26 protein-coding genes, 1 rRNA gene and 1 pseudogene are annotated in these 26,240 nt (G+C 76.0%); 13 read left to right on the forward strand and 15 right to left on the reverse strand.

Annotated elements, in window-relative coordinates; genetic code table 11:
* The first annotated feature begins 17 nt into the window (after nt 1–17).
* The 3 genes and pseudogenes from ACI78Z_RS12400 (at nt 18) to infB (ending at nt 3,494) form a co-directional block, all read left to right on the forward strand.
* A complete protein-coding gene (locus ACI78Z_RS12400; RefSeq protein ID WP_457036862.1) occupies nt 18–404 on the forward strand; it encodes a YlxR family protein in 387 nt (128 codons plus the stop codon).
* A gap of 69 nt (nt 405–473) precedes the next feature.
* A pseudogene (locus ACI78Z_RS12405) lies at nt 474–617 on the forward strand (translation initiation factor IF-2 N-terminal domain-containing protein); the annotation flags it as partial.
* A 1,044-nt stretch (nt 618–1,661) separates the two neighbouring features.
* Complete coding sequence (gene infB, locus ACI78Z_RS12410; protein WP_457036863.1) at nt 1,662–3,494, forward strand: translation initiation factor IF-2; 1,833 nt, start codon at nt 1,662–1,664, stop codon at nt 3,492–3,494.
* Between the two features lie 144 nt (nt 3,495–3,638).
* Here infB and ACI78Z_RS12415 read toward each other — a convergent pair whose 3' ends face one another.
* Both ACI78Z_RS12415 and ACI78Z_RS12420 read right to left on the reverse strand, forming a co-directional pair.
* Nucleotides 3,639–5,297: a solute symporter family protein gene (locus tag ACI78Z_RS12415; RefSeq protein WP_457036838.1), complete on the reverse strand. Its 1,659-nt coding sequence runs from the start codon at nt 5,295–5,297 to the stop codon at nt 3,639–3,641.
* Nucleotides 5,297–5,698 (reverse strand): DUF485 domain-containing protein, encoded by a 402-nt coding sequence (locus ACI78Z_RS12420; protein ID WP_457036839.1) that lies wholly within the window; start codon nt 5,696–5,698, stop codon nt 5,297–5,299. The genes ACI78Z_RS12415 and ACI78Z_RS12420 overlap by 1 nt, the downstream gene beginning before the upstream one ends.
* Before the next feature lie 204 nt (nt 5,699–5,902).
* Between ACI78Z_RS12420 and ACI78Z_RS12425 the strand changes: the two genes are divergently transcribed.
* Nucleotides 5,903–7,207, forward strand: coding sequence for a Rieske 2Fe-2S domain-containing protein (locus ACI78Z_RS12425; RefSeq protein ID WP_457036840.1), 1,305 nt, complete (start codon nt 5,903–5,905; stop codon nt 7,205–7,207).
* Nucleotides 7,208–7,265: 58 nt separating this feature from the next.
* Here the strand turns inward: ACI78Z_RS12425 and ACI78Z_RS12430 are convergent, their stop codons facing one another.
* Entirely contained in the window at nt 7,266–7,418 is a 153-nt protein-coding gene (locus ACI78Z_RS12430; protein ID WP_457036841.1) for a hypothetical protein, read from the reverse strand.
* A gap of 84 nt (nt 7,419–7,502) precedes the next feature.
* Here ACI78Z_RS12430 and ACI78Z_RS12435 point away from each other — a divergent pair, with 84 nt between their 5' ends.
* The gene (locus tag ACI78Z_RS12435; protein WP_457036842.1) at nt 7,503–8,720 is read left to right on the forward strand and encodes an MBL fold metallo-hydrolase; all 1,218 of its coding nucleotides are present in this window, start codon (nt 7,503–7,505) and stop codon (nt 8,718–8,720) included.
* A gap of 181 nt (nt 8,721–8,901) precedes the next feature.
* Here ACI78Z_RS12435 and ACI78Z_RS12440 read toward each other — a convergent pair whose 3' ends face one another.
* Entirely contained in the window at nt 8,902–9,030 is a 129-nt protein-coding gene (locus tag ACI78Z_RS12440; protein ID WP_457036843.1) for a hypothetical protein, read from the reverse strand.
* Nucleotides 9,031–9,035: 5 nt separating this feature from the next.
* Nucleotides 9,036–9,908, reverse strand: a complete 873-nt coding sequence (locus ACI78Z_RS12445; protein ID WP_457036844.1) for a DNA-formamidopyrimidine glycosylase family protein — start codon at nt 9,906–9,908, stop codon at nt 9,036–9,038.
* A 197-nt stretch (nt 9,909–10,105) separates the two neighbouring features.
* On the opposite strand from ACI78Z_RS12445, the gene ACI78Z_RS12450 reads away from it, so the two are divergent.
* The gene (locus tag ACI78Z_RS12450) at nt 10,106–10,282 is read left to right on the forward strand and encodes a hypothetical protein (protein WP_457036845.1); all 177 of its coding nucleotides are present in this window, start codon (nt 10,106–10,108) and stop codon (nt 10,280–10,282) included.
* A 1-nt stretch (nt 10,283) separates the two neighbouring features.
* Here ACI78Z_RS12450 and ACI78Z_RS12455 read toward each other — a convergent pair whose 3' ends face one another.
* The 4 genes from ACI78Z_RS12455 to ACI78Z_RS12470 all read right to left on the reverse strand — a co-directional run bounded on the left by ACI78Z_RS12455 (nt 10,284) and on the right by ACI78Z_RS12470 (nt 13,712).
* Complete coding sequence (locus tag ACI78Z_RS12455) at nt 10,284–11,786, reverse strand: malic enzyme-like NAD(P)-binding protein (protein WP_457036846.1); 1,503 nt, start codon at nt 11,784–11,786, stop codon at nt 10,284–10,286.
* Nucleotides 11,787–11,872: 86 nt separating this feature from the next.
* Nucleotides 11,873–12,313: an SRPBCC domain-containing protein gene (locus ACI78Z_RS12460; RefSeq protein ID WP_457036847.1), complete on the reverse strand. Its 441-nt coding sequence runs from the start codon at nt 12,311–12,313 to the stop codon at nt 11,873–11,875.
* Between the two features lie 28 nt (nt 12,314–12,341).
* A complete protein-coding gene (locus ACI78Z_RS12465; protein ID WP_457036848.1) occupies nt 12,342–13,145 on the reverse strand; it encodes a class I SAM-dependent methyltransferase in 804 nt (267 codons plus the stop codon).
* Between the two features lie 93 nt (nt 13,146–13,238).
* Entirely contained in the window at nt 13,239–13,712 is a 474-nt protein-coding gene (locus ACI78Z_RS12470) for a DUF309 domain-containing protein (protein ID WP_457036849.1), read from the reverse strand.
* Nucleotides 13,713–13,871: 159 nt separating this feature from the next.
* Here ACI78Z_RS12470 and egtA point away from each other — a divergent pair, with 159 nt between their 5' ends.
* From egtA to egtE, 7 genes are all read left to right on the forward strand, one after another.
* Entirely contained in the window at nt 13,872–15,128 is a 1,257-nt protein-coding gene (egtA, locus tag ACI78Z_RS12475; RefSeq protein ID WP_457036850.1) for an ergothioneine biosynthesis glutamate--cysteine ligase EgtA, read from the forward strand.
* On the forward strand, nt 15,125–16,423 hold the full coding sequence (gene egtB / locus ACI78Z_RS12480; protein ID WP_457036851.1) for an ergothioneine biosynthesis protein EgtB: 1,299 nt from the start codon (nt 15,125–15,127) through the stop codon (nt 16,421–16,423). The genes egtA and egtB overlap by 4 nt, the downstream gene beginning before the upstream one ends.
* A gap of 3 nt (nt 16,424–16,426) precedes the next feature.
* The gene (gene egtC, locus ACI78Z_RS12485) at nt 16,427–17,116 is read left to right on the forward strand and encodes an ergothioneine biosynthesis protein EgtC (RefSeq protein WP_457036852.1); all 690 of its coding nucleotides are present in this window, start codon (nt 16,427–16,429) and stop codon (nt 17,114–17,116) included.
* 8 nt (nt 17,117–17,124) lie between these two features.
* Nucleotides 17,125–18,093, forward strand: a complete 969-nt coding sequence (gene egtD, locus ACI78Z_RS12490) for an L-histidine N(alpha)-methyltransferase (protein WP_457036853.1) — start codon at nt 17,125–17,127, stop codon at nt 18,091–18,093.
* A gap of 334 nt (nt 18,094–18,427) precedes the next feature.
* A complete protein-coding gene (locus ACI78Z_RS12495; RefSeq protein WP_457036854.1) occupies nt 18,428–19,027 on the forward strand; it encodes an RNA polymerase sigma factor in 600 nt (199 codons plus the stop codon).
* On the forward strand, nt 19,008–19,775 hold the full coding sequence (locus tag ACI78Z_RS12500; protein ID WP_457036855.1) for an anti-sigma factor: 768 nt from the start codon (nt 19,008–19,010) through the stop codon (nt 19,773–19,775). The genes ACI78Z_RS12495 and ACI78Z_RS12500 overlap by 20 nt, the downstream gene beginning before the upstream one ends.
* Nucleotides 19,776–19,932: 157 nt before the next feature.
* Nucleotides 19,933–21,063, forward strand: coding sequence for an ergothioneine biosynthesis PLP-dependent enzyme EgtE (gene egtE / locus ACI78Z_RS12505; RefSeq protein WP_457036856.1), 1,131 nt, complete (start codon nt 19,933–19,935; stop codon nt 21,061–21,063).
* 26 nt (nt 21,064–21,089) lie between these two features.
* On the opposite strand, the gene ACI78Z_RS12510 is transcribed toward egtE, so the two are convergent.
* From ACI78Z_RS12510 to rrf, 6 genes are all read right to left on the reverse strand, one after another.
* A complete protein-coding gene (locus tag ACI78Z_RS12510) occupies nt 21,090–22,463 on the reverse strand; it encodes an 8-oxoguanine deaminase (RefSeq protein WP_457036857.1) in 1,374 nt (457 codons plus the stop codon).
* A gap of 37 nt (nt 22,464–22,500) precedes the next feature.
* The gene (locus tag ACI78Z_RS12515) at nt 22,501–22,995 is read right to left on the reverse strand and encodes a hypothetical protein (protein WP_457036858.1); all 495 of its coding nucleotides are present in this window, start codon (nt 22,993–22,995) and stop codon (nt 22,501–22,503) included.
* Between the two features lie 26 nt (nt 22,996–23,021).
* Nucleotides 23,022–23,309: a DUF4333 domain-containing protein gene (locus tag ACI78Z_RS12520; protein WP_457036859.1), complete on the reverse strand. Its 288-nt coding sequence runs from the start codon at nt 23,307–23,309 to the stop codon at nt 23,022–23,024.
* Between the two features lie 10 nt (nt 23,310–23,319).
* On the reverse strand, nt 23,320–24,471 hold the full coding sequence (gene alc, locus ACI78Z_RS12525; protein ID WP_457036860.1) for an allantoicase: 1,152 nt from the start codon (nt 24,469–24,471) through the stop codon (nt 23,320–23,322).
* Between the two features lie 93 nt (nt 24,472–24,564).
* The gene (allB, locus tag ACI78Z_RS12530) at nt 24,565–25,878 is read right to left on the reverse strand and encodes an allantoinase AllB (RefSeq protein ID WP_457036861.1); all 1,314 of its coding nucleotides are present in this window, start codon (nt 25,876–25,878) and stop codon (nt 24,565–24,567) included.
* 239 nt (nt 25,879–26,117) lie between these two features.
* A 5S ribosomal RNA gene (rrf, locus tag ACI78Z_RS12535) occupies nt 26,118–26,234 on the reverse strand.
* Between the last annotated feature and the right edge of the window lie 6 nt (nt 26,235–26,240).

Consider the following 26,240-nt stretch of genomic DNA (forward strand, 5'->3'; position numbering starts at 1 on the left):
TCCCGGTGCGCACCTGTGTGGGCTGCCGGAAGCGCGCTCCGGTCACCGACCTGCTGCGCGTCGTCGCGCGGGACGGGGCACTGGTCCCCGATCCGCGACGGAGGCTCCCCGGCCGGAGTGCCTCGCTGCACCCCACACCGGAGTGCCTGCGCGCAGCGGAGCGACGCCGGGCCTTCGGGCGGGCGCTGCGCCTCCCCGGAGGCGGCGGTGCCCCGGTGGAGGCCGGTCCGCTCCGGGACCACGTCCTCGGCGCGCCGACCCCGGCGCCTCCGGGGAGCGGGCCCCGGGCGGGCGACCACGCACGAACGACAACCGCACCAACACAGACGGACCCGCACCCGGCGGGTCCGCACGTCGAGAGCAGGACGTCGTCGGATGAGCAAGCCGTGAAGTCCCCACGATGACAAGCCGGACCATGCAGTACTGACCACGAGGTCGCGCGGGCGAGCCGCCGGCCTCACAAGAGGAGATCCGTGCCAGGCAAAGCCCGCGTACACGAACTCGCCAAGGAGTTCGGTGTCGACAGCAAGACCGTGCTCGCCAAGCTCAAGGAGCAGGGCGAGTTCGTGAAGTCCGCCTCCTCGACCGTCGAGGCCCCCGTGGCCCGGCGGCTCCGCGAGGCCCTCGGCAGCAGCACCGGAACCGGTGGCAACGGTGCCGGCCAGACGGCCGCGCCCCGTCCCGCCCCGCGTCCGAGTGCGCCCGCTGCCCCGCAGGCCCAGGCCGCCGCTGCTCCGGCCGCGCCGTCCGCCCCTGCTGCGCCGTCCGCCCCTGCTGCGCCGTCCGCTCCGGCCCCCGCGCCGCAGCCGCCGGTCACCCGCGCCCCCGGCGCGCCGACCCCGGGCCCCCGCCCGGGCGTGGCTCGTCCCGGTGCACCCGTCCCCGGTCCGCGGCCGACCGCGCCGGCGCCCCAGGCTCCCGCGGCCAGCGCGCCGACGCAGCAGCCGCCCGCGGCGCCCAGCGGCCCGCGGCCCGGCGGCGGTCCCCGTCCCGGTCCGGCCGGTGGCGCCACCCCGGGTGCGCGTCCGGCGGCTCCGGGCGCCGGCCCGCGTCCGGGGCCCCGTCCGGCCCCGCGTCCGGGCAACAACCCCTTCAGCAGCGCGCCGCGGCCGGCTCCGGCCGGCGGCGCGCCGCGACCCGGCCCCGCGGCCGGTGGCCCGCGTCCGGGTCCCACGGCCGGTGGTCCCCGTCCCGGTCCCGCCGGTCCCGGTGGCCCGCGTCCCGGTGCCGGTGGCCCGCGTCCCGCGGCCGGTGGCCCGCGTCCGGGTCCCGGTGCCGGTGGCCCGCGTCCGGCGGCCGGTCCCGGCGGTCCGCGCCCGAACCCGGGCATGATGCCGCAGCGTCCCTCGCCCGGCATGATGCCGCCGCGGCCGGCCGGTGCCGGCCGGCCGGGTGGCGGGCCCGGGGGCGCGACTCGTGGCCGTCCCGGGGGTGGCCCCGGTGGCGGTGGCGGCGGCTTCCGTCCCGGTGGCGGTGGCCCCGGTGGCGGCGGCGCCCCCGCCGGTGGCGGCTTCCGCAGCGGCGGCGGCGGCGGCGGTGGCCGTGGCCGTGGCCGTGGTGGCTCCGGTGCGGGCACCGCGGGTGCCTTCGGTCGTCCCGGCGGGCGTGGCCCGGTCCGCGGGCGCAAGAGCAAGAAGCAGCGGCGTCAGGAGTTCGACTCCATGGCGGCGCCCAGCATGGGCGGCGTCAGCCTGCCGCGGGGCAACGGGCAGACCGTCCGGCTGCCGCGCGGCGCCTCGCTGACCGACCTCGCCGAGAAGATCGGCGCCCAGCCGGCCGCGCTGGTCACCGCCCTGTTCCACCTGGGCGAGATGGTCACCGCGACCCAGTCGGTCAACGACGAGACGCTGCAGCTGCTCGGTGCCGAGATCGACTGGGACATCCAGGTCGTCAGCCCGGAGGACGAGGACCGCGAGCTGCTCGAGACCTTCGACCTGACCTTCGGCGACGAGGGTGACGAGGAGGACTGGGAGGCCCGTCCGCCGGTGGTGACCGTCATGGGGCACGTCGACCACGGGAAGACCAAGCTGCTGGACGCCCTCCGCAACACCAACGTGGTGGCGCGGGAGGCCGGCGGTATCACCCAGCACATCGGCGCCTACCAGATCGTCACCGAGCTCGAGGACAACGAACGGCCGGTCACGTTCATCGACACCCCGGGTCACGAGTCGTTCACCGCGATGCGTGCGCGAGGCGCGAAGGTGACCGACATCGTCGTCCTGGTCGTGGCGGCCGACGACGGCGTCATGCCGCAGACGGTCGAGGCGCTCAACCACGCCCAGGCCGCCGAGGTGCCGATCGTGGTCGCGGTCAACAAGATCGACAAGGAGGGGGCCAACCCCGCCAAGATCCGTCAGCAGCTCACCGAGTACGGGCTGGTGGCCGAGGAGTACGGCGGCGACACGATGTTCGTCGACGTCTCCGCGACCCAGCGCCTGGGCCTCGACGAGCTCCTCACGGCGATCCTGCTGACCGCGGACGCCTCGCTGGACCTGCGTGCCAACACGCAGCAGGACCCCCAGGGCGTCGTCATCGAGGGCAAGCTGGACAAGGGGCGCGGTCCCGTCGCGACGGTTCTCGTCCAGCGCGGCACCCTGCGCCAGGGCGACTCGATCGTGGCCGGCGACGCCTACGGCCGCGTCCGGTCGCTGCTCGACGAGCACGGCAACAAGCTGAAGGAGGCCCTCCCGGCCCGCCCCGTGCAGGTCGTCGGGCTCACGTCGGTGCCGCGTGCCGGCGACACCTTCCTCGTCGTCGAGGAGGACCGCGTCGCCCGGCAGATCGCCGACCGCCGCCAGGCCCGCATCCGCAACGCGCAGAACGCCTCCATGCGCAAGCGGATCAGCCTCGAGGACCTCGACGCGGCGCTCAAGGAGAACCGTCAGCTCAACCTGATCATCAAGGGCGACAACTCGGGCACCGTTGAGGCGCTCGAGGAGGCGCTGATGAAGATCGAGGTGAGCGACGACATCTCGCTGCGGGTCATCCACCGCGGGGTCGGGTCGATCACCAAGAGCGACATCGACCTGGCGCTGGCCGACGACGTCATCGTCCTGGGCTTCAACGTCCGGGCCGAGGGACAGGCCACCGAGCTGGCCAACCGCGAGGGCATCGACGTCCGGTACTACTCGGTCATCTACCAGGCGATCGAGGAGATCGAGGCGGCCCTCAAGGGCATGCTCAAGCCCGAGTACGAGGAGGTCCAGCTCGGCACGGCGGAGGTCCGCGAGGTCTTCCGGGTGCCGCGGATCGGCAACGTCGCGGGCTCCATCGTCCGCAGCGGGACGATCACCCGGAACTCGAAGGCCCGGCTGGTCCGCGACGGTGTCGTCATCGCCGACAACCTCACCGTCGAGTCGCTGCGTCGCTTCAAGGACGACGTGACCGAGGTCCGCGAGGGCTACGAGTGCGGTATCGGTCTCGGGTCGTTCAACGACATCAAGGTCGAGGACGTCATCGAGACCTTCGAGATGCGCGAGAAGCCGCGCGACTGATGACCGCTGACCGTGGGGCCCGGGGGGCGCCCCCCCCCCCCCCCCCCCGGGGCCCCCCCCCCTCGACTGGTGAGGTGCTGGAACGGCCCTCCGGCAGGGTCCCGCCCCGAGCGGAGCGAGGGGTGGGGGCGGGAGGGCCCTTGCTCAGTGCGCGACGGCCTTCTCCGCACCGATCCCGGTGAGCGCCCGCACCTCGAGCTCGGCGTTCTTGAGCTCGTTGGGCTGCTCCTTGGACAGCTTCGTGCCGAGCCAGCCGAGGAAGAACGACAGCGGGATCGACACGAGGCCGGGGTTGTTCAGCGGGAACCAGGAGAAGTCGACGTCCTGGATCAGCGACGGGCTCTTGCCCGTCGCCGGGTTGACCGGCGCCCCGGAGACCACCGGCGAGAACAGGATGAGCGTCACGCAGGTGATCAACCCGCCGTAGATCGACCACAGCGCGCCCTGCGTGGTGAACCGCTGCCAGAACAGGGTGTAGATGATCGTCGGCAGGTTCGCCGAGGCGGCGATGGCGAACGCCAGGGCCACCAGGAAGGCGATGTTCAGCCCGGCCTGCAGGGCCAGGATGCCCAGCCCGATGGAGATGGCGCCGATCACGATCGCGGCGATCCGGGCCACCTTGACCTCGGCATCCGGGTTCGCCTGCCCCTTCTTGATGACCGAGGCGTAGATGTCGTGCGCGAACGACGCCGACGCGGTGATCGTCAGTCCGGCGACGACGGCGAGGATCGTGGCGAACGCCACGCCGGCGATGATGCCGAGCAGGACCGTGCCGCCGAGCTCGAACGCCACCAGCGGTGCCGCCGCGTTGACCCCACCGGGCGCCGCCAGGATGGTGTCGGCGCCGACCAGCGCACCCGCGCCGTACCCGATGACCAGGCTGAACAGGTAGAAGATGCCGATCAGCCAGATCGCCCAGACGACCGAGCGGCGGGCGTCCTTGGCGGTGGGGACCGTGTAGAAGCGCATCAGCACGTGCGGCAGACCGGCCGTCCCGAACACCAGCGCGAGCGCCAGCGAGATGAAGTCCAGCTTCGAGATGTTGGTCGCGCCGTACTGGGCCCCGGGGGACAGCACGTTGCGCGGCGTGGCCTGGGCCGCGGAGGTGTCGACCGCGCCACCGAGCAGCGAGGACAGGTTGAAGCCGTACATGCCCAGCAGCCAGATGGTCATCACGCCGGCGCCGGCGATGAGCAGCGTCGCCTTGATGATCTGCACGTAGGTGGTGCCGCGCATGCCACCGACGAGCACGTAGACCATCATCAGTGCGCCGACCAGGATCACGACGACCGCCTGCGCCAGCTCCCCGGTCACACCGAGCAGCAGGGTGACCAGCGCGCCCGCGCCGGCCATCTGGGCGAGCAGGTAGAAGAGGCTGACCACGAGGGTCGAGGTCGCCGCCGCGGTGCGGACGGGTCGCTGGCGCATCCGGAAGGCCAGCACGTCGGCCATCGTGTACCGCGCGGTGTTGCGCATCAGCTCGGCGACGAGCAGGAGGGCGACGAGCCAGGCGACGAGGAACCCGATGGAGTACAGGAAGCCGTCGTAGCCGTAGATGGCGATGGCGCCGGCGATGCCGAGGAACGACGCGGCCGAGAGGTAGTCACCCGCGATGGCCAGGCCGTTCTGGGTGCCGCTGATGTTGCGGCCGGCGGCGTAGTAGTCGGCCGCGCTCTTGTTGTTGCGGCTGGCCTTGAAGGTGATGGCCAGCGTGACGAGCACGAAGGCCCCGAAGATGGAGATGTTGACCGCCGGGTTCCCGACGGTGGTCGTCGCCGGAGCGGCGGGAGCAGCGAGGAGCATCAGTGCCGTCCTCCGCGGGTCTCGTCGTCGCCCGGGGTGACGTCGGCACCACCGGCGCGCGCGTACTCGTGGTGCTCCAACCGCTGGCGCATCTCATCGGAGATGGGGTCGGTGCGCTTGTTGGCGTGCGCCACGTAGACGTGCGTGATCACGAACGTGGTGACGAACTGCCCGAGGCCGAGCAGGATGCCCAGGGTGAGGTTGCCCAACACCTTCGTGCCCATAAGGTCGGGGGCATAGGTGGAGAGCAGGACGTAGAGCAGGTACCAGGTCAGGAAGGCCGCGGTCATGGGGAACGCGAAGCGGCGGAAGCGCCGCTTCAGCTCCACGAACTCCGGCGACGCCTGGGCCTCGGCGTACTCCTCCGGCGTCAACAGCCTGCGTTCAGCGGGTGGTGTCACTGTGCCTCTCCCCTGTCGTCCTGGTCACCGGTTGACGGTGATCGCGGTCACTCTAGAGACAAATCTGTCCGTAATGGACGTCGGTGACCTTTTCGTTGCGCACAACCCGTCGCCGGCCCGCCCAGGAGCAAGCGTCGCCCAACTGTCGGGCGGACGTAACCGGGTGGGAACGCGGCGGCGCTGCAATGGGACATGGCCGCTCACGTGGAGACGTCGACGGGCTGGTACCCGGTGGCTCGCGCCGCCGAGGTCGGGACCACGCCGCTGCCGGTGGGCGCCGGCGGGCGGGCCTACGTGCTGGTCCGGCTGCGACCGGGCGCCGAGGTGAGCGCCTTCCCGGCGCGCTGTCCGCACCGGCTGGTGCCGCTGAGCGCCGGCACGGTGGTCGACGGCAAGCTCACCTGCCGGTACCACGGGTGGCAGTTCGACGGCGAGGGCCGGTGCGTCTCCATCCCGTCCCTCGGGCCGGAGGGGACCCCGCCCCCGCGGGCCGACCTCACGGTCCCCTGGGCGGTCGAGGAGCGGCACGGCTGGGTGTGGCTGGCGCCCGAGCGCACCGCCGTCCCCGCGCCGCCGCGCCCGACCACCGACACCGTGGCCGAGCCGGTCCCGGCCCCGCCGGCGCCGGACGGCCCGGTCCTCGGCAACCTCGACCCGGCGCTGGAGTCCGCATGGCACCCGGTGGCGCTGTCCAGCGAGCTGCGGGTCGGCGGCTGGCTGCAGGTCCGGCTGCTGGGCCGGACCTGGACGCTGCGCCGCACCGACCACCTGGAGGCCGACCCGCCGGCCTTCGGCGTCCGCGAGCGCCTCGGCGTCGTGTGGCTGGCCCCGGCCGAGCCACGCGACGTGCCGCTGGAGGTGGCCGAGGACGGCGACCGGCGCTTCGTCCCCGGCTGGCTCCCGCCGCAGCGTTCGGCGGGGACGGCGGGCGTGCTCGCCGACACCCTGCTCGACAGCGCGCACGCCCCGTTCCTGCACGGCGGCAGCTCCGGAGCGGTCGACCACCCGGAGGTGCCCGCCCACGACGTGGTGCTCGAGCCGGGCGGCTTCCGCAGCGTGCACGAGCAGTGGGTCGACAACGAGTCGGACCCTGGGGTGGCCACCGGCGAGCGCCCGCTGCGGCAGCGCCGACGGGTGACCTCCGTGTACCGGGCGCCGTTCCAGCTGCTGCTGCGCCTGGATTTCCTCGACTCCGGTGCGGTCACGACCGTGCAGTACCTGCTCCAGCCGGAGGACGCAGACTCCACGCGGGTCTACGCCCGGCTGCTGCTCTCGTCGGGCCCGGGCAACCCGCTGCCCGCACCGGGCGACGTCGAGCGCGAGGTGGCCTTCCAGCGCCGGGTGCTCGACGAGGACCTCTCGCTGACCGTGCACGTGGCCGGTCAGGGGCTGCCCCTGGGCGTGCGCGACGAGTTGCACGTCCGCGCCGACCGGCGGGGTGTGGCGCTGCGCCGGACCCTGTGCGACTTCGTCCGGTCCGCGCCGCGCGGGGAACGCAGTGCCGCCTAGGACGGCCGCGTACCGGGTCCCGCCCCGAGCCCGCGAGGGGCGGGGAGGACGGGGTCCGTCACTCCGCGGGGAGCAGCTCCCCGCAGGCGGCGCAGCGGACCGGCGGGTCGACGTCGGCGAGCCGTCCGCACGCCGGGCACACCCGCCGCAACCAGCACGCCGGATCACCGCCGTCCTCGCCCGGGTCGGCCGGCGGTGCGTCGTCTGTCACGCCGCCATGGTCGGACGCCGGGTGCCGCCCGGCAACCGGCGCAGCGCCACCGCCCCCGTGCGCCGGGCTGGGATGCTGGGGGTCGTGCCGTCCCCCGCCGCCCGCCGGACCGCGTTCGCCCTCGCCGCCACCCTCGCCGGCCCCGTGGCGTGGGTGGCCCGCGCCGCCTGGGGCCTGCCCACCGCCCTGGGTGCCAGCCAGCGGCGGGTGCAGGCGTACGCCGCCGGCTCACCGCACTTCTCCGACGGCCGCTTCCACAACCGGGTGAGCACCCCGACGCTCCCGCCGGCGAACGCCCAGCGGGGCCTGCTGCGCCAGATGCACGAGGAACGGCACGTCGGCCTGCCGGCGCGCCCGGTCCCGCTGGCGCGCCCGGACCTGCCCGAGCAGGCGGCCGAGCTCGCGGTGACCTGGTTCGGTCACTCCAGCGCCCTGCTGGAGGTCGACGGCCGCCGGGTGCTCGTGGACCCGGTCTGGAGCGAGCGGGTCTCGCCGTCCCCGCTGGTCGGCCCCACCCGGCTGCACCCCGCGCCGCTGCCGCTGGCGGACCTGCCGCAGGTCGACGCCGTCCTCGTCTCGCACGACCACTACGACCACCTCGACCTGCCCACGGTGCGAGCTCTGGTGCGCACGCAGACCGCGCCGTTCGTCGTCCCGCTGGGGCTGGGCGCCCACCTGCGCGGCTGGGGCGTGCCGGAGGAACGGGTCCTCGAGCTGGACTGGGACGGCGCGGTGGACGTCGCCGGCCTCACCCTCACCTGCACCGAGGCGCGGCACTTCTCCGGGCGGTTCCTCGCCCGGGACACGACGCTGTGGGCGTCCTGGGTGGTCGCCGGTCCGCGGCACCGGGTCTTCTTCGGCGGTGACACCGGCTACACCCCGGCGTTCGCCCAGATCGGCGCGCTGCTGGGCCCCTTCGACCTCACGCTGCTGCCGATCGGCGCCTACAACGACGCGTGGGCCCTCATCCACATGACGCCGGAGGAGGCTGTGCGGGCGCACGGCGACCTCGGCGGCGGCCTCCTGGTGCCGGTGCACTGGGCGACGTTCAACCTGGCCTTCCACCGCTGGGCCGAACCCGTGCAGCGGCTGTGCGCGGCCGCGGAGCGCTCGGAGGTGCGGGTGGCGGTGCCGCGGCCGGGTGCGCGGGTCGACGTCCTGGCGCCGCCGCCGCTGACCGACTGGTGGTCGGAGGTCGGCTCGCTCGCCGACGCGCCGGCCGACCTCGGGGACGCCGGCGCGGGCAGCTCCGTCGTCGCACGCGCGGCCTCCTGGCTGACCGCCCGCCGCATGGCCGACTGACCCAGCGTCCGCGCCTTCCCCGGGAATCGGTCGGCCCGGTCGTGCACCTCTGGCGCGCTCCGCCCCTGAGTGCAGGTGCGCTCACGGACGGAGCGGCGCGCGGAGCAGCTCGTTCTCCGGACCCGTCGGCCCGGCTCGGCTCCGCGGCACTCCTGCGCAGTCGCCCGGGCAGCAGCCCCGGTCAGCCCACCCGGCGGGCGACCTCGAACTGCGACGTGTCCCCGTCGGGGTCCAGCCGGTCGCCGGGGCGGCGCAGCCGCACCACCTCGACCCGGCGGCCAGGGCGCCGCGGACGGCGCGAGCCGAGCACGGCGGTCAGCGCAGCAGCTTGGACATCCGCCGGTCGGCCAGCGGTTTCCCGCCGGTCTGGCAGGTCGGGCAGTACTGCAGCGAGGTGTCGGCGAAGCTGACCTCGCGCACGGTGTCGCCGCACACCGGGCACGGCAGACCGGTGCGGGCGTGCACCTGCAGGCCCGAGCGCTTCTCACCCTTCATCGTGGCGGCCCGCTGCCCCACCTGGCGCTCGAGTGCCTCGGTGAGCGTCGCCCGCATCGCGTCGTAGAGGCGCAGCGCCTCGTCGTCGGTGAGCTTGTCGGCCATCTTGAACGGCGACAGCCGCGCGGCGTGCAGGATCTCGTCGGAGTACGCGTTGCCGATCCCGGCGAGCAGCGTCTGGTCGGTGAGCGCGCCCTTGAGCTGGCCGCTGCGCCCGGCCAGCAGCGCCACGAACGTGTCCCGGTCGACCGCGAGCGCGTCGGGCCCGAGCCGCGCGACGCCCGGCACCTCGGCCGGCGAGCGGACGACGTGGACCGCCAGCCCCTTGCGGGTGCCCTGCTCGGTGAGGTCGAAGCCGGGGGCGGGCGGGTCGGAGGCGTGCGGTTCCAGGTGCACGCGCAGCGCCAGCGGCCCCTTGCCCGGCTTCGGCGGGGCCGGCGGCAGCCCTGTGCGCCAGTGCAGCCAGCCGGCCCGCGCCAGGTGGACGACGAGGTGCAGGCCGGAGACGTCGAGGTCGAGGAACTTGCCGTGCCGGGCGACGCCGGTGAGCTCCAGCCCGCCGAGCGCCGACAGCGGCGGGTCGAAGGTCTTGATCGCCTGGACGGCGGCCAGGTCGACGCGGTTCACCACGTGGCCGACAGCGTGCTCCCGCAGGAACGCCGTCAGCGCCTCCACCTCGGGCAGCTCGGGCACCCGGCCACTATGCCGCGCGGGAACGTCTCCCGCCGTCCCCCATCGGGTGGTACCGACGAGCGGGGGGCCGGAGGCCTCCCCGAGGAGGGACGCAGCGGCTCCGCGCAGCCGGGGGTACGGCACCCGGCCGCGGTCGGAGTCCGGAGGACGACAGTGCGGAGGACGACAGTGCGACAGCGCGACAGGGAGGTCCGGACGTGACCGAGAGCGGGCAGGGCCGACCGCCGGTGGACGAGACCCGTCCGTCGGCGCCGGAGCAGGACCGGGACGGCGGAGCGCCCGTCCCCGCCGACACCGGTGTCGGGATGGGCCTCGGCGAGGCCGACACCTTCGAGCCGGAGGAGTCTGCCCCGGCCGACGAGGACGAGCAGTAGCTCAGCCGACCAGGTCGCCGTCCTCGGTGACCGGGGCGGTCGCGCCGGGCTCGTGCCGCGCCTGCTCGGCCACCGCCGCAGCGACGGCCGACGTGACGGCGGGGTCGAAGACGCTCGGGATGATGTAGTTGGCGTTGAGCTGGTCGTCCTTGACCACGGAGGCGATCGCCTCGGCCGCCGCCAGCAGCATCCCGTCGCTGATCTCCCGCGCCCGCGCGTCCAGCAGCCCCCGGAACATCCCCGGGAACGCCAGGACGTTGTTGATCTGGTTGGGCAGGTCCGAGCGGCCGGAGGCGACGACGGCGGCGTGCTGCCGGGCGCGCACCGGGTCGACCTCGGGGGTCGGGTTGGCCATCGGGAAGACGACGGCGTTCGGGGCCATGCGCGGCAGCGCCTCGACCGGCAGCACGTTGCCCGCGCTGACGCCGATGAAGACGTCGGCACCGTCGAGCGCGTCGGGCAGCTCACCGCGCACGCAGCCGGGATTCGTGCGCTCGGCAAGGTCGCGCTTGGCCGGCGAGAGCCGGTCGTCGTCCGGCGAGAGGATGCCCTCGCGGTCCCACACCAGCACGTGCCGGGCGCCGGCCTTGAGCATGAGGTGCACGATCGCCGTCCCGGCCGCGCCGCCGCCGGCGACCACGATCTTGACGTCCTCGAGCTGCTTGTCGACGACGCGCAGCGCGTTGCGCAGGGCGGCCAGCGCGACGATCGCCGTCCCGTGCTGGTCGTCGTGGAACACCGGGATGTCGAGCTTCTCGCGCAGCCGGGCCTCGATCTCGAAGCAGCGCGGGGCGGCGATGTCCTCGAGGTTGATGCCGCCGAAGCCCGGGGCGATCAGCTCGACGGTGCGGACGATCTCGTCGACGTCCTGGGTGTCCAGGCAGATCGGCCAGGCGTCGATGTCGGCGAACCGCTTGAACAGGACGGCCTTGCCCTCCATGACCGGCATCGCGGCACCCGGCCCGATGTCGCCCAGCCCCAGGACGGCCGAGCCGTCGGTGACCACGGCGACGGTGTTGCCCTTGATGGTCAGCCGGCGGACGTCGTCGGCGTTGTCGGCCAGCGCCAGGCAGACCCGCGCCACGCCGGGGGTGTAGGCCATCGACAGGTCGTCGCGGGTCTTCAGCGGCACCCGGGAGGCGACCTCGAGCTTGCCGCCGAGGTGCAGCAGGAAGGTGCGGTCGCTGACCTTGCGGACCTTCACCCCGGGGACGGCGCGCAGCGCGTCGACCATCTCCTGGGAGTGCGCGGCGTCCGCGGCCGAGCAGGTGACGTCGACGGTGAGCCCGTCGGAGCGGGAGTCGACGACGTCGATCGCGGTCACCGCGCCGCCGGCCGACCCGACCGCGGTCGCGATCCGGCCGATGGACGCTGGGTCGCCGTCGGCGGTCAGCCGCACGGTGATCGAGTACGACGCCGACGTGACCGGCCCCCGGGGTGGGGTCGCCGGCTCGCCGAGCGCGGTGTCGTCGGTGCTGGGCGTGGGTGCGGTCTCGGTGCTCATGGCGCCGTCCATGGTGACACCCGGCGCCGTTCGCCGGGTGGTTGCGGTCACAGTGGTCACGCGGGCCCGGGCGCGCCGCGGGCCCGTCAGCGGGTGGGGCGGGAGGTGCGCCCCTCGGCGCGGGCCTTGAGCCCCTGGCAGAAGTGCCGGAACGAGGGGTTCAGGTCCGGCGTCGAGCGGGCCAGCAGCGCGGCCAGCGGGCCGGTGTGGTCCTCGCGGATGGTGAGGACCGTGCCGCCGTCCTCCTGGGCGTCGAGGGAGTAGGTGCGCTCGATGACCGCCAGCCCCAGCGGCCACGAGGCGCGCCAGCGCATGGCCTCGAGCGGGCGGATCTCGGTGACCACCACCTCGAAGGGGCGGGTGCGGATCATGGTGGCGTAGAGCGTCAGCTTCTCGCCCAGCGCGACCCGGCCGTCCACCCGGTCGACGCCGGAGTCCCAGTCCCGCCAGCCGCCGACGTCCGCCAGCAGCGCCCACACCTGCTCCGCGCTCGCGTCGATCCGCGTCGCCGCCTCGTAGCTCCTCACGGTCGACCTCCCGTCCCCGCCCGCCCGCTCACGCGGCCCGGACCGCCGTCGTCTGCAGGTAGGTGTTCGGTACCACGATGCCCGGACCGCCGCCCCGGGTCGAGCTGCCCCACAGGTCGGCGAAGTCGGCCTCCAGCGCGGCGCGCCCGGCGGGGTCCAGCCGCTCCCAGGCCACGTGCACCGGGCCGAACCAGTCCCGGTAGCGCTGCCACTGCGCGGCCAGGGACGGGGCGGTCATGTCGACGGTCCGCTCGCTGTGCCGCACCCGGCGGACCTCGCCCCGGCCGAGCAGCCCCTCCACCCCCGCCGGCGTCCCCCAGCGCAGCGCGTCCCCGACCGCGCCGGCCGGGTCGTGGCGGGCGACCAGCGCCAGCAGCCGCCCGCCGGGCGCGTCCGGGCGCCAGGCGGTCAGCCCCAGCCGGCCGCCGGGGCGCAGCACGCGCAGCAGCTCCCGCGCGGCCTGCTCGGGCTCGGCGGCGAAGACCACGCCGAAGGTCGAGATGACGACGTCGAACGCCTCGTCGGGGAAGGGCAGCGCGCAGGCGTCGGCGACCTCGGTGGCGAAGGCCAGCCCCTCCATCGCGGCCCGCCGCTCGGCGTGGACGAGCAGCTCCGGGACGATGTCGCTGCAGACGACGTCGCCGTCGCGCCGGGCCGCGGCCAGCGCGGCGTTGCCCGTCCCGCCGGCCACGTCGAGCACCCGGTCCCCCGGGCGGATGGCGAGGTCGGCCACGAGCTGCTCGGCGGCCGGCACCAGCCGGACCCCCACCCGCTGGTAGTCGCCGGCGGCCCAGACCTCGCGGGCGCGGTCGGCGGCGGGCGCGGCGTTCATGACCCCGCAGTGTGCTCTGGGTGACACCGGCTGGGAAGGCGCCGCGGGAGTCGCGTCACGCCGCCGGTCGTGGGCCCTCGACCGGGTCGAGGGTCACCGGGCCCGCAGGCGCGGCGCGAGCGCGGCGGCGTCGCGGGACGACGGCGGGGCGGCGGCCAGCGCCCGTCCCCAGGCGACCAGGCCGGCGACGTCGACGCCGTGCGGCGGGGCGTCGGCGTAGGTGGCGATGCTGCCCGCGCCGCGCTCCAGCAGGCTCGCCGCGCCCCGGTCGTTGCCGCGTGCGACGTGGGTCAGGCCGACGGCTAGCTGGGCCAGCCCGCGCCACAGCTGCCGCTCCCGCTCCGGCGCGGACTTCCACGCGTCCTCGAGGACCTCGTGGGCGTGGAACGGCCGGCCCGCGTCCAGCAGCTGCTGCGCCTCGGTCAGCGCCTGGTCCGGCGTCCGCAGCACCCCCTCCGGCGCCCGCTCCTCCCCCGCGGCACCGCGGGGCAGCGGCCGTCCCAGCGCGTCACGCGGCCGGGCGTTGCGCGCCCGGCCCTCGGGGTCCCGGTCCCGGTCGACATCCACCGGACGATCCTGACGCGAAAACCGGTGGGGCGCTGCCGGGTTGCGCGCCTGTCGGTGGCCGCGTGCAGGATGTGGCCCGAGGACGGCCGCGGGACGGGCCGCCCCCGCACCGACCCGCGGTCGACACCGACCGGTCCGGACCTGGAGGGGGTGGGGCTCGTGGCCCCGACCACCGAGGAGCGCACGGCTGCCCTCGACCTGGACGCCGCCGTGGCGCACGTCGCCGGGACCGCGCTGCGCCCCGGCCCGGTCGGGGCGGTGGGCCTGGAGCTCGAGGCGCACCTGGTCGACCTCGACGCGCCCGCCGCGCGGGTGCCCTGGCAGCGGATCCGGGATCTGGTCGACGCACTGCCGGCGATGCCCGCCGGCAGCCGGGTGACCCTGGAGCCGGGCGGGCAGGTGGAACTGTCCGCCCCGCCGTACCCGGAGGTCGCCGCCGCGGTGGCCGCGCTGCGCGCCGACCGCGACGTCCTCGCCGCGGCGCTGGCGGCCGAGCGGCTGGCCCTGGCGCCGGTGGGCGCGGACCCGCTGCGGCCGCCGGCGCGGATCTGCCCGGCACCCCGCTACGTCGCCATGGAGGAGCACTTCGCCGCCGTCGGCTGCGCCGTGGCCGGGACGGCGATGATGGCCGGCACCGCCGCGCTGCAGGTCAACCTCGAGGCCGGGCCGCGCGCCGGCTGGAGCGAGCGGGTGTCGCTGGCCCACCAGCTCGGGCCGACCCTGGTCGCCGTCGCGGCCTGCTCCCCGCTCACCGGTGGTCGGCCGGCCGGCTGGGTGTCGCACCGGCAGCGGGTCTGGAGCGACCTGGACCAGGCCCGCTGCGGGCCGTTGCTCGGCGGCGCCGACCCGGCCGGCGAGTGGGCCGCGTACGCGCTCACCGCGCCGGTGATGCTGGTGCGCGACCCCGACGGGGGCGGCGCCGTGCCGGTGCGCGAGCGGGTCGGCTTCGCCGACTGGGTCACCGGCGACGTCCCGCTCGGCGGCCGGGCCCCCACGGCCGCCGACCTCGACTACCACCTGACCACGCTGTTCCCGCCGGTGCGGCCGCGCGGCTACCTGGAGATCCGTTACCTCGACGCCGCGCCCGAGCCCTGGTGGCCCGCCCTCGCCGCGGTGACGGCGGTGCTGCTCGACGACCCGGTCGCGGCGGAGCACGCCGCGGCGGCCACCACCCCGGTCGCCGGCGCCTGGGACCGCGCCGCCCGCGTCGGCCTGGCCGACCCCGCGCTGCACGCCGCCGCCCGCGCCTGCCTGACCGCCGCCCGCACCGCCGTCCCGGCTGCGCTGCGGCCGGAGGTCGAGGCGCTCGCCGACCTCGTCGACCGGGGCCGCTGCCCCGGCGACGCCCTGCTCGACACCGCCCGGACCGGCGGCCCCGCCGCCGCCCTCCTCTCCGCCACGGGAGCTCCCCAGTGACCGACCTGTCCGAGACCCTGGCGCGCGACCTGGAGGCCGCCCGCCGGCGCACCCTGCGGCTGACCGACCACGACGAGCCCGAGCTGCTGCGCCAGCACACCCCCCTGCTCAGCCCGCTGGTATGGGACCTCGCGCACATCGGCCAGCAGGAGGACCTCTGGCTGCTGCGCCGCGGCGACGCCCGCCGCGAGGGCCTGCTGCCGGCCGACGTCGAGGCGCTCTACGACGCGTTCACCCACCCCCGGGCGGTGCGGTCCCGGCTGCCCCTGCTGCCGCCGGTGGAGGCGCGGTCGTTCTGCGGCGAGGTGCGCGGCCGGGTGCTCGACCGGCTCGAGCGCCTCGGGCAGGACGACGACGGCGACCCGTTCGACTTCGCCATGGTCGTCAGCCACGAGCAGCAGCACGACGAGACGATGCTGCAGGCCCTCAACCTGCGCACCGGCCCGCCGCTCCTCGGCGCCGGGACGCCGCTGCCGCCAGGGCGACCCGGACTGGCCGGCACGTCGGTGCTGGTCCCCGGCGGGGAGTTCGTGCTCGGGGTGGACGCCGCCGACGAGCCGTTCTCCCTGGACAACGAGCGGCCGGCGCACGCCGTCGACGTCCCCTCCTTCCGCATCGGGCGGGTGCCGGTCACCAACGCCGAGTACGCCGCGTTCGTCGCCGACGGCGGGTACGCCGACCGGCGCTGGTGGTCCGATCGGGGCTGGGCGCACCGGGTGGAGGCGGGGCTGGAGCGGCCGCAGTTCTGGGGCGCCGACGGCCGCCGCACCCGCTTCGGCGTCGTGGAGCCGCTGCCGGGCGACGAGCCGGTCCAGCACGTCACGTACTTCGAGGCCGAGGCCTACGCGGCGTGGGCCGGCGCGCGGCTGCCCACCGAGGTGGAGTGGGAGAAGGCCGCGGTCTGGGACCCGGCCACGCAGCGGCGCCGCCGCTTCCCGTGGGGCGCGGCCGAGCCGACGCCCGCGCTGGCCAACCTGGGCGGCGACGCGCTGCGCCCGGCGCCGGTGGGCGCCTACCCGGCGGGCGCCTCCGCCTACGGGGCCGAGCAGCTGATGGGCGACGTCTGGGAGTGGACCTCCTCGGACTTCACCCCGTGGCCCAACTTCCGGCCGATGCTCTACGCCGACTACTCCGCGCCCTTCTTCGGCGGCGACTACAAGGTGCTGCGCGGCGGCTCCTGGGCGGTGGCCGCGTCGATCCTGCGGCCGAGCTTCCGCAACTGGGACCACCCGATCCGCCGGCAGGTCTTCAGCGGGTTCCGGCTGGCGTGGTCCGTCGACGAGACGGCCGCCTGACCCGTGTGCCGCCACCTCGCCTGGCTCGGCCGGCCGCGGACGCTGGCCGGGCTGGTCCTCGAGCCGCCGTCCTCCCTGCTGGTGCAGTCGTACGCGCCGCGCCGCCAGCGGTACGGCACGGTCAACGCCGACGGCTGGGGGGTGGGCTTCTTCTCCCCCGGCCGGGCGCGGCCGGCCCGCTGGCGCTCGGCGCGCCCGCTGTGGGGTGACCCCTCGTTCGCCTCGGTCGCCCCGGTGGTCTCCTCCGGGTGCGTGGTGGCCGCCGTCCGCTCGGCCACCGTCGGCATGCCGCTGGAGGAGAGCGCCGTCGCGCCGTTCACCGACGGGCGGTGGCTGCTGTCGCACAACGGCCGGGTGGACCGCGCGATGCTGCCGCCGGCGCGCGACGCCGAGTCGACCGTCGACAGCGCGCTGCTGGCGGCCCTGGTGTTCGACCGCGGCCTCGACGCCCTCGGCGCGACCGTGCGCGAGGTGGCCGCGGCCGACCCCGCCGCCCGGCTGAACCTGCTGGCCGCCGACGGCACCCGCCTGCTGGCCACCACCTGGGGCGACACCCTGTCGGCGCTGGTCACCCCCGACGGCACCGCACTGGCCAGCGAGCCGTGGGACGACGACCCGCGGTGGACCGACGTCCCCGACCGGTCCCTGGTCGAGGTCACCCCCGACGGCCTGACGCTCACCCCACTGTCCTGAGGAGCCCCGTGTCGATCCCGCTCACCAGCCACCTCGCCCCCGAGGACGCCGCCGAGGCGCTGGCGGCCGACGCCCGCGCCGGGCTGACCGCCACGCCGAAGACGCTGCCGCCCCGGTGGTTCTACGACGAGCGGGGCAGCGAGCTGTTCGACGAGATCACCCGGCTGCCGGAGTACTACCCGACCCGCGCCGAGCGCGCCGTGCTCACCGCGCACGCCGGGGACATCGCCGCCGCCTCCGGCGCCGACGTGCTGGTCGAGCTCGGCAGCGGGACGTCGGAGAAGACCCGGCTGCTGCTGGACGCGCTCCGCGACGCCGGCACGCTGCGGCGGTTCGTGCCGTGCGACGTGGACCCGTCGGTGCTGCAGGCGGCCGGGGCGGCGATCACCGCCGAGTACCCCGGGGTGGAGGTGCAGGCCGTCGTGGGCGACTTCACCCGGCACCTGGGCGAGCTGCCCCGGTCGGGACGGCGGCTGGTGGCCTTCCTCGGTTCGACCATCGGCAACCTGGAGCCGGAGCCGCGGGCGGCGTTCCTGGCCGACCTGGCCGGCACGCTGCAGCCGGGCGACACCTTCCTGCTCGGCACCGACCTGGTCAAGGACGCCGGCCGGCTGGTGCGGGCCTACGACGACGCCGCCGGGGTCACCGCGGAGTTCGACCGGAACGTGCTGCGGGTCCTGAACCGGGAGCTCGGCGCCGACTTCGACGTCGACGCGTTCGAGCACGTGGCGGTGTGGGACGCCGAGCACGAGTGGATCGAGATGCGGCTGCGCTCCCGCGCCGACCAGGTGGTGCGGGTGCCCGCCCTCGACCTCGACGTCCGGTTCGCCGCGGGTGAGGAGATGCGCACCGAGGTGTCGGCCAAGTTCCGCCGCGAGCGGGTCGAGGCCGAGCTCGCCGCGGCCGGGCTGACCCTGACCTCCTGGTGGACCGACCCCGACGGCGACTTCGGCGTCTCGCTCTCCGTCCCGGCCTAGCGGGAGGACCGCGACCCCTCCCGAGAGGACCCGCGGCGGGCCGGACCCCAGGACCTGCTCCCGCCGTCCTCCGTCTCTGAGTGCAGGTGCACTCAGAGACGGAGGACGGCCGAGAGGCACCCCGGACAGCCCACCCGCTCGCCAGGGAGGTCGCTGCATCCGGGGCCGAGCGGCCGCCGGAAGGAGCGGTGTCGGCCACCACCCCCAGCGGCAGGACCCCCGTGACCAGGACCCAGGCACCCGGCGTCGGCAGCCCCCGCGGCGACGCCCGCACCAGCGACGAGCCGGTGCCGTGACCGGGCTGCTCCAGCGGGGTGCGGCTAGGGTCGGGGAGGTGGCCTCGGACCTCGGATCGCTGCCGGGCGCCACACCCGAGCCCGACGACGCCGAGGTCGGCCGCCGGTTCGCCGCCGGTGACGAGCAGGCACTGGCGTGGGCCTACGAGCGCTTCGCCGGCCAGGTCCATGGGATGGCGGTGCGCGCCTTCGGGCCGGGCCCGGACGCCGAGGACGTGACCCAGCAGGTGTTCGTGTCCGCCTGGACCGGCCGCGCCGGCTACCGCCCCGAGCACGGCCCGCTGCCGGCCTGGCTGGTCGGCATCTGCCGGCACAAGATCGCCGACACGTGGGCCCGCCGCGACCGGCAGCGCCGGGCCGCCGAGGCCGTGGTCGCCGAGGCCCGCTCGGTGCCGCCGATCAGCGGCCCGCAGGTCGACACCGCCGTGGCCGACCGCGTGCTGCTGCTCGGCGAGCTCGACCGACTCGGCCAACCGCAGCGGGGCATCATCGAGCTGGCCTTCTTCGAGGACCTGACCCACACCCAGATCGCCGAACGCACCGGTCTGCCGCTCGGCACGGTGAAGTCCCACATCCGACGCACGCTCGAACGCCTGAGGTCACGGTTGGAGGTGGACGGTGCAGCACTGCACGCCTGAGCAGCTGTCCCTGGCGGCGCTCCGTGAGCCGCTGCCCGCCGCCGAAGCCGCCCACCTCGACGCCTGCGCGCGGTGCCGCGCGGAGCTGGCCTCGCTCCGCCGCGCGGTGGATGCGCTCGCCGTCCCCGAGCTGGCCGCGCCGGGTGCCGCCGTCCCGCCGCCGCCGGGCGTGTGGGCAGCGGTCGCGGCCGCCACGGGCGTCGCCACCGCGCCCCGCCCGGAGGTGCTCGCCGCCGTCGCGCCCCCGCCGCCGGCCGCTCTCCCGCCCCCGCCGGCCCCGGCACGGGCACCGGCACCGGTCGTCCCGCTGCGGACCCGCCGCTCGCGGCTGCTGCTCGCCGCCGTGGCGTCCCTGGTGGTCGGCGTCGGCATCGGCGCGGGCGCGGTGGCCCTCGGCACGCGCGGCGACGAGGGCCAGGCCGTGGCCGCCGCCGCGCTCGACCCGCTCGACGACAGCGGCGCCGCCGGCGAGGCGCGGGTGCTCGAGCGCGACGACGGCACCCGCGTGCTCCAGCTCGACCTCACCGCCGCGGCGCTGGAGGACGGCTTCTACGAGGTGTGGCTGATCGACGAGGCGGTCGAGGACATGTACTCCCTGGGGGTGGTCCGGAGCGGGGGCGAGGTCGGCCTCGAGGTGCCTCCAGGCGTCGACCTCACCGAGTACCCGGTGGTCGACGTCTCGGTCGAACCGCTGGACGGCGACCCGGGGCACTCCGGGGAGTCCGTCGCCCGCGGCGTGCTGGCTTGACGGCCTTCCTGCAGCAGAAGGACCCCGTCCTCCTCACCCCTCGGAGAAGGACCCCCTCCTCGCCGCCCCTCGCACGCTGGGGGCGGGACCCGGGAGGGGGCCTGGACCTCGGGACGGGGCCGTGGGGAGCAGGAGGTCCTTCTTCTAGCGTGGGGTCGTGACGGCGCTCGACACCTCCCTGATCCACGAGGACCTCGGCGCCGCGTGGCGCTCGGCCCGGCCCCGCCCGGCAGGCCGCCACCTGGACAGCGCGGCGTGCAGCCGGCAGAGCCACCGGGTGCTCGAGGCCGTCGCCCACCACGCCCGGCACGAGGCCGAGCTCGGCGGCTACGTGGCCGAGGCGACCGCCGAGGACCTGCTGCAGCAGGGCCGGTCGGTGATCGGCGGGCTGGTCGGGATGGCCGCCGTCGACGTCGTCTTCGTCGAGTCGGCGCAGGCCGCGCTGGCCGCCCTGCTCGCCGGTTGGCGGCTGCCGGCCGGGTCGCGGGTGGCCTGCCTGCCCGGGGAGTACGCGCCCAACGCGGCCCAGTTGCGCGCCGCGGGCCTGACCGTCGAGCAGCTGCCCGTCGACGGCCTCGGGCGGGCCGACCTCGACCGCCTGGCCCGGCTGCTGGCCACCGACCCGCCGCGCGTGGTGCACCTGACGCACGTGGCCAGCCACCGCGGCGTCGTCCAGCCGGCCGCCGAGGTCGCCGCGCTCTGCCACGCGGCCGGGGTGCCGCTGGTGCTCGACGCCGCCCAGTCGCTGGGGCACGTCGACACCGACCTCGGCGCCGACGTCGTGTACTCGACCTCGCGCAAGTGGCTGGCCGGGCCACGGGGGGTGGGCCTGCTGTGCGTGCGCCCGCCGGTCGCGGCCGAGCTCACGCCGCTGCTGGCCGCGCCGGACGACCTCCCGCCGCTGCGCGCCTTCGAGTCCGGGGAGGCGCACGTGGCCGGCCGGGTCGGTCTGGTGCTGGCCGTGGGGGAGCACCTCGCCGCCGGGCCGGTCCGGGTGCGCGAGCGGCTGGCCGAGCTGGGCCGGGCCACCCGCGAGGCGCTCGACGGCGTGGCCGGCTGGCGGGTGGTCGAGCCGCTCGACGAGCCGACCGCCACCACGACGCTGCGCCCGCCGGACGGCGTCGACGTCGTCACCACGCGGGCCCGGCTGCTCGGCGAGCAGGGCATCGTGACCACCGCGATCGGGCCGCAGCGGGCGCCGGGCGAGATGACCGGTCCGGTGCTGCGGATCTCCCCACACCTGGACGCCACCCTCGACGACCTGCAGGCGCTCGCCGCCGCGCTGTAGCCGGCGGTTTCCGCGGAAACCGCCGCCTACAGCGCGGCCTGCACCGCGGCCGACACCCGGCGGTGGACGGCGAGGGCCTCGTCCAGGCCGGGGTGCACCGGGACGCCCTCCTCGACGACGAACCGCCCGGCGACGACGGTGTGCCGCGCCGCCACCGGGCCGCAGCGCAGCCACGCCTCGACGGGGTCGGACAGCGCGCCGGCGAACGCCGGGCCCTCCAGCGACCAGACCGCCAGGTCCCCGCAGGCGCCGACCGACAGCTCGCCGATCTCACCGGTGCGCCCGAGGCAGGCCGCGCCGCCGCGGGTGGCCATCTCCAGCGCGTCGCGGGCCGACATCGCGCCCGCGCCGTGCCGCAGCTTGCCCTGCAGCATCGCGGTCCGGGCCTCGAGCCACAGCGACGCGGCGTCCGCCGACGCCGACCCGTCCACGCCCAGCCCGACCGGCACCCCGGCGGCGCGCAGCTCGGCGACCGGCGCCAGCCCGCTGCCCAGGACCATGTTGGACGACGGGCAGTGCGCCGCCCCCACGCGCGCCGCGCCCAGCCGGCGCACCTCGTCGGCGGAGGGCCACACGACATGCGCCAGCCACACCCGGTCGGACAGCCAGCCGACGTCCGCGAGGTGGTCGACCGGACGGCGGCCGAAGGTGGCGAGGCAGAACTCGTCCTCGTCCTGCGTCTCGCACAGGTGGGTGTGCAGCCGGACGTCGAGGAGTTCGGCGAGCTCGGCGGTGCGGCACATCAGGGCCGGCGAGACGCTGAACGGGGAGCAGGGGGCCAGCGCGATGCGGGTCATCGCGTGCGGCGAGCGGTCGTGGTGGGCGGCGACCAGGCGCTCCGAGTCGGCGAGGATCTCGTCGTCGTCCTGGACGACGGAGACCGGGGGCAGGCCGCCGTCCTCGACCGACAGCGACATCGAGCCGCGGGTCGGGTGGAAGCGCACGCCGAGGTCCCGCGCCGCCGCCACCTCCGCCGAGATCAGGTCGCCGCCGCCGCGCGGGTGCACGTAGAGGTGGTCGGTGGAGGTGGTGCAGCCCGACAGCGCCAGCTCGGTGAGGCCGACGGAGGCGCTGACGTACGCCGCCTCCTCGTCCAGCCGCGCCCACAGCGGATAGAGGGTGACCAGCCACTCGAACAGCCCGCCGGTCAGCGCGGGGGCGAAGGCGCGGGTGAGGTTCTGGTACAGGTGGTGGTGGGTGTTCACCAGCCCCGGGGTCACCAGGCAGCCGCGGGCGCCGACCCGCCGCGCGGCCGGCGGAGCGGGGTCGCCCGGGCCGCCCACACCGGTCACCACCCCGCCGGTGACCGCCACCCAGCCCCCGGGGATCTCGCGGCGTGCGTCGTCGACGGTGGCCAGCAGCTCGGCGTCGTGCACCAGCAGGTCAGCGGCGGTGTCCACGGGCCGCATCCTGCCCGCCCGGTGGTCCGGGCGGGTGTCAGCGCATGATCTCGATCAGCAGCACCCACGCGTTGGACACGGAGCCCGCGAACCCGGCCAGCAGGGCGGGCACCGTCCAGTAGAGCCCGCCGCCGGCACCGGCGAGCAGCGTGACCCCGGCGACGACGAGCGGTGCGCCGGTGAGCGCCACGATCACCGCGGGGACGACGATGCTGCGTGCCGGCGCGCCCGCGGGCCGGCCCCGCCGCACCCGCAGCACCGCGTCGGCGCCGGTCAGGACCAGGCCGGTGCCGGCCAGCTCGAGCCCGAGCGCCGTCGGGGACTGACCCGGGACGAGCACGAAGACCGCCGTCGCGAGCAGGACCACCAGCACCCCGAGCGTCTCCCCCGCCCGCAACGGCAGCCAGGCGATCCGCAGCACCTGCTTCAGGTTGATCGACACCGCGACGAACAGCAGCCCGAGCAGTGCGGCGGCGGCTCCGGCCATGGCGACGTAGAGCTCCGACCACGGCCCGGACTCGTACCCGGCCATCCGTCCGGGTCAGCCGGGCGCACCGGTCACTCGACCGGCTCGATGTCGAAGTTCGCGGTGTCGCCCTCGACCGAGGTGACGGTGATCCGCAGCGCGATCTCCTCGCCGCTCTCCGGGTCGGTGGCCGTGCACTCGGTGCTCGCGTCCACCTCGGCCTCGAGGTCCCCGGGGCAGGAGACGTCGGCGACGACGCCGAACTCGGACTCGATCGTGCTGGTCACCTGGGACTCGAGCTCGTCCTGCGCGATCGACGAGGAGCAGGCGGCGAGCCCGAGGACGGGCGCGGCGGCGATCAGCAGGCGGCGGCGCGGCACGGCGCAGACCCTAGCGGCGTCCCCCCGTGTCCCGGACCGTTCCGTTCCCCCGTCCGAGGACCAGCCGGGCGACCGCCGGGGGCAGGTCCGCGCCCAGCGGGCGGGCGCCGACCAGCCGGCCGGCCTCGGCCGGCGCCACCCCGGCCGCCTGCAGGACCTCCAGCGCCTGGACGTCGGGCAGCGCCTCGAACCAGCGCCGTCCCAGTGCCTCCCGCCCGGCGGTAGTGGGCCGGCCCCACAGCCGCAATCGCGCCATGCCGCCGTCGGGGAAGACGTCCAGCCGCACCCGGTCCACCGCCGGCCCGCCCTCGAGGACGAAGCGGTGCCGGGTGTCGGGCTGCAGGCGGGTCCGGGGCAGGACGACGACCTCGCCGTCCGGGCCGCTGCCGGTGAGGGACGCCGACCCCGGCGCGTTGCCCAGGAACCAGGAGGTGTCCAGCTCGGCCAGCGCGACCACGCCCTCGCAGGCCAGCGCCAGCTCCACCCAGTCGTTGCCGTCGCCCCGTCGCCGGCGGGTCTCCCAGCCCTCGCCCATGGACCGGGCCAGGCCGGGCGAGACCAACTGTGCCGGGCGGCCGTAGAACTCGTCGCTCACCCCGGTCACCAGGGCGCCGTTGTCGAGCGCGGCCAGGTCGAACGGACCGGCGTCGACCAGGCGCGGGTCGGGGACGGCGGTGCCGTGCACCCGCAGCCGCGCCACCCCCCCGTCGGGCTGGATGGTCAGCCGCACGTGGGTGACCCGCTGGGTCGAGTCGACGGCGAAGGTGTTGGCCGTGTCGCCGGCGAGGTCCGACAGCGGCAGCAGCGGCTGCCAGTCGGCGCGCTCCAGCTCGGCCACGGTGGGGTGGCCCTCGACGGCCGCGCCCTCGACAGACGCCCGCGGCGGGTAGTTGCCGGTGAAGTGCGCGGTGTCGACGACGACCGCCGCGACGACGCCCGGCACGCCGAGCCGGACGAGCGCCCAGTCCGAGCCCGGGGAGCGGCGGCGCCGGGTCTCCCAGCCGTCGTACTCCTTGCCACGGTGACCGAAACCGGGCAGCGCCCGCGCCGGGTGCGGCAGCACGAGGTTCTCCTTGGCGGCGAAGGACTCGTCGTTCGCCGCGAGCACCGCTCCGCCGAGGGCGCGGCCGGCCAGGTCGGGCAGGCGGGTGGGGTCGCTCATCGGGCTCCTCACAGCGTCGGCATCGCGGGTCACTGTCGCACGGTGGGGTGGGCAGCCGGGGTCCGCGAACCGGGTCGACCAGGCCCCGTGCCCTCAGCTGCCACCCCGGCCCAGCAGCCGGCCGCGGGGTGTCCCGTCGGCCTTCGCACCGCGCAGCCACGTCCGGCGGACGACGCCGGTCAGCTCCCGCCCCGCATAGGGAGTGACCGGGTTCCGGTGCAGCAGCTCGCCCACCCGCCACCGTTCCTCCGGCGCGAACGCGACCAGGTCGGCGTCCCGCCCGACCGCGATCGCCCCCTTCTGCGGCAGCCCGGCCAGCCGCGCGGGCGCCGCTGACATGCACGCCACCACCTGGGCCAGCCGCAGCCCGCGCGCCCGCGCCCCGGTCCACACCGCCGGGAGCGCCACCTGCAGCGAGGCGATGCCGCCCCAGGCCAGGCCGAAGTCGCCGACCTCGAGCCGCTTGAGCTCCGGCGTGCACGGCGAGTGGTCGCTCACCACCAGGTCGATGTCCCCGTCTGCCAGCGCCGCCCACAGCGCCTCCCGGTGCCGGGACTCCCGGATCGGCGGGCAGCACTTGAACGCGGTGGCGCCGTCGGGGACCTCCTCCGCGGCGAAGGTCAGGTAGTGCGGGCAGGTCTCGACGGTGGAACGCACCCCCTCCGCCCGGGCTCGTCGCAGCAACGGCAGCGCGTCGGCGTCGGCGAGGTGGACGACGTGCACCCGCGCGCCGGTGTCGCGGGCCGCGGTCAGGAGCCGGCCGATCGCCGTCTCCTCGGCGGCCGGCGGACGGGATGCGAGGAACGCCGGGTAGCTGGCGCCGTCCGGCGGGGGCGCGGCGGCGATGGCGTCGGCGTCCTCGGCGTGGGCGACGAGCAGCGCGCTGAACCCGGCGAGCTCGGCGAGGACCGCGCGGAGGCCGGCGTCGTCCAGCGGCGGGAACTCCGGGACGCCGGAGTCGAGCAGGAAGCACTTGAACCCGACGACGCCGGCCTCGTGCAGCGGCCGCAACTGGTCGAGGTTGCCGGGGACCGCCCCGCCCCAGAAGGCGACGTCGACGGCGACCTGCCCCTGCGCGGCCTGCCGTTTGGCGCGCAGCGCCTCGACCGTCGTCGTCGGGGGGACCGAGTTGAGCGGCATGTCGACGACCGTGGTGACGCCCCCGGCGGCAGCCGCCCGGGTGGCGCTCGCGAAGCCCTCCCACTCGGTGCGCCCGGGCTCGTTGACGTGCACGTGGCTGTCGACCAGGCCCGGCAGCAGCACCTCGTCGTCGGCCAGGGTGACGACCCCGGGAGGCGCGTCGTCGAAGCCCGTGACCGCGGTGATGACGCCGTCCGCGGTGTGCACGGTGGCCGCGCGCTCGCCGTCGGGGAGCACCACCCGGCGGGCGCGGACGGCGAAGGTCACGCCGCGGCCCGGCCGGCCGCGGGGACGCCGGTGGCCCGATGCCGCTCGGTGCTGCTCACGTGCACGCTGGATGCGTACGCCCGGAGGCCCGCGGGCGGCAAGCCGGGAGACCCGGACACTCCGCTGCCCGGCCTGCCCCGCTGTGTCATCCGGCGCGGTCCACGACGTGCCCCGAGGTGCGGACAGGAGATGCCTGAAGGGCCCTCACCGGGTGGTGAGGGCCCTTCGGGGAACGGGTTGTCCGGCGGCGTCCTACTCTCCCACCCCGTCTCCGGGGCAGTACCATCGGCGCTGAGAGGCTTAGCTTCCGGGTTCGGAATGGATCCGGGCGTTTCCCTCTCGCCATGGCCGCCGTAACGCTG

The sequence above is a fragment of the Geodermatophilus sp. SYSU D01176 genome, from assembly GCF_054050015.1.

Bases quoted from the DNA above. Each gene is read 5' to 3' on its own strand.
- infB (WP_457036863.1), top strand. From the start codon at position 1,662: ATGGCGGCGCCCAGCATGGGCGGCGTCAGCCTGCCGCGGGGCAACGGG.
- ACI78Z_RS12415 (WP_457036838.1), bottom strand. From the start codon at position 5,297: ATGCTCCTCGCTGCTCCCGCCGCTCCGGCGACGACCACCGTCGGGAAC.
- ACI78Z_RS12455 (WP_457036846.1), bottom strand. From the start codon at position 11,786: ATGAGCACCGAGACCGCACCCACGCCCAGCACCGACGACACCGCGCTC.
- ACI78Z_RS12465 (WP_457036848.1), bottom strand. From the start codon at position 13,145: ATGAACGCCGCGCCCGCCGCCGACCGCGCCCGCGAGGTCTGGGCCGCC.
- ACI78Z_RS12515 (WP_457036858.1), bottom strand. From the start codon at position 22,995: ATGGCCGGGTACGAGTCCGGGCCGTGGTCGGAGCTCTACGTCGCCATG.
- alc (WP_457036860.1), bottom strand. From the start codon at position 24,471: ATGAGCGACCCCACCCGCCTGCCCGACCTGGCCGGCCGCGCCCTCGGC.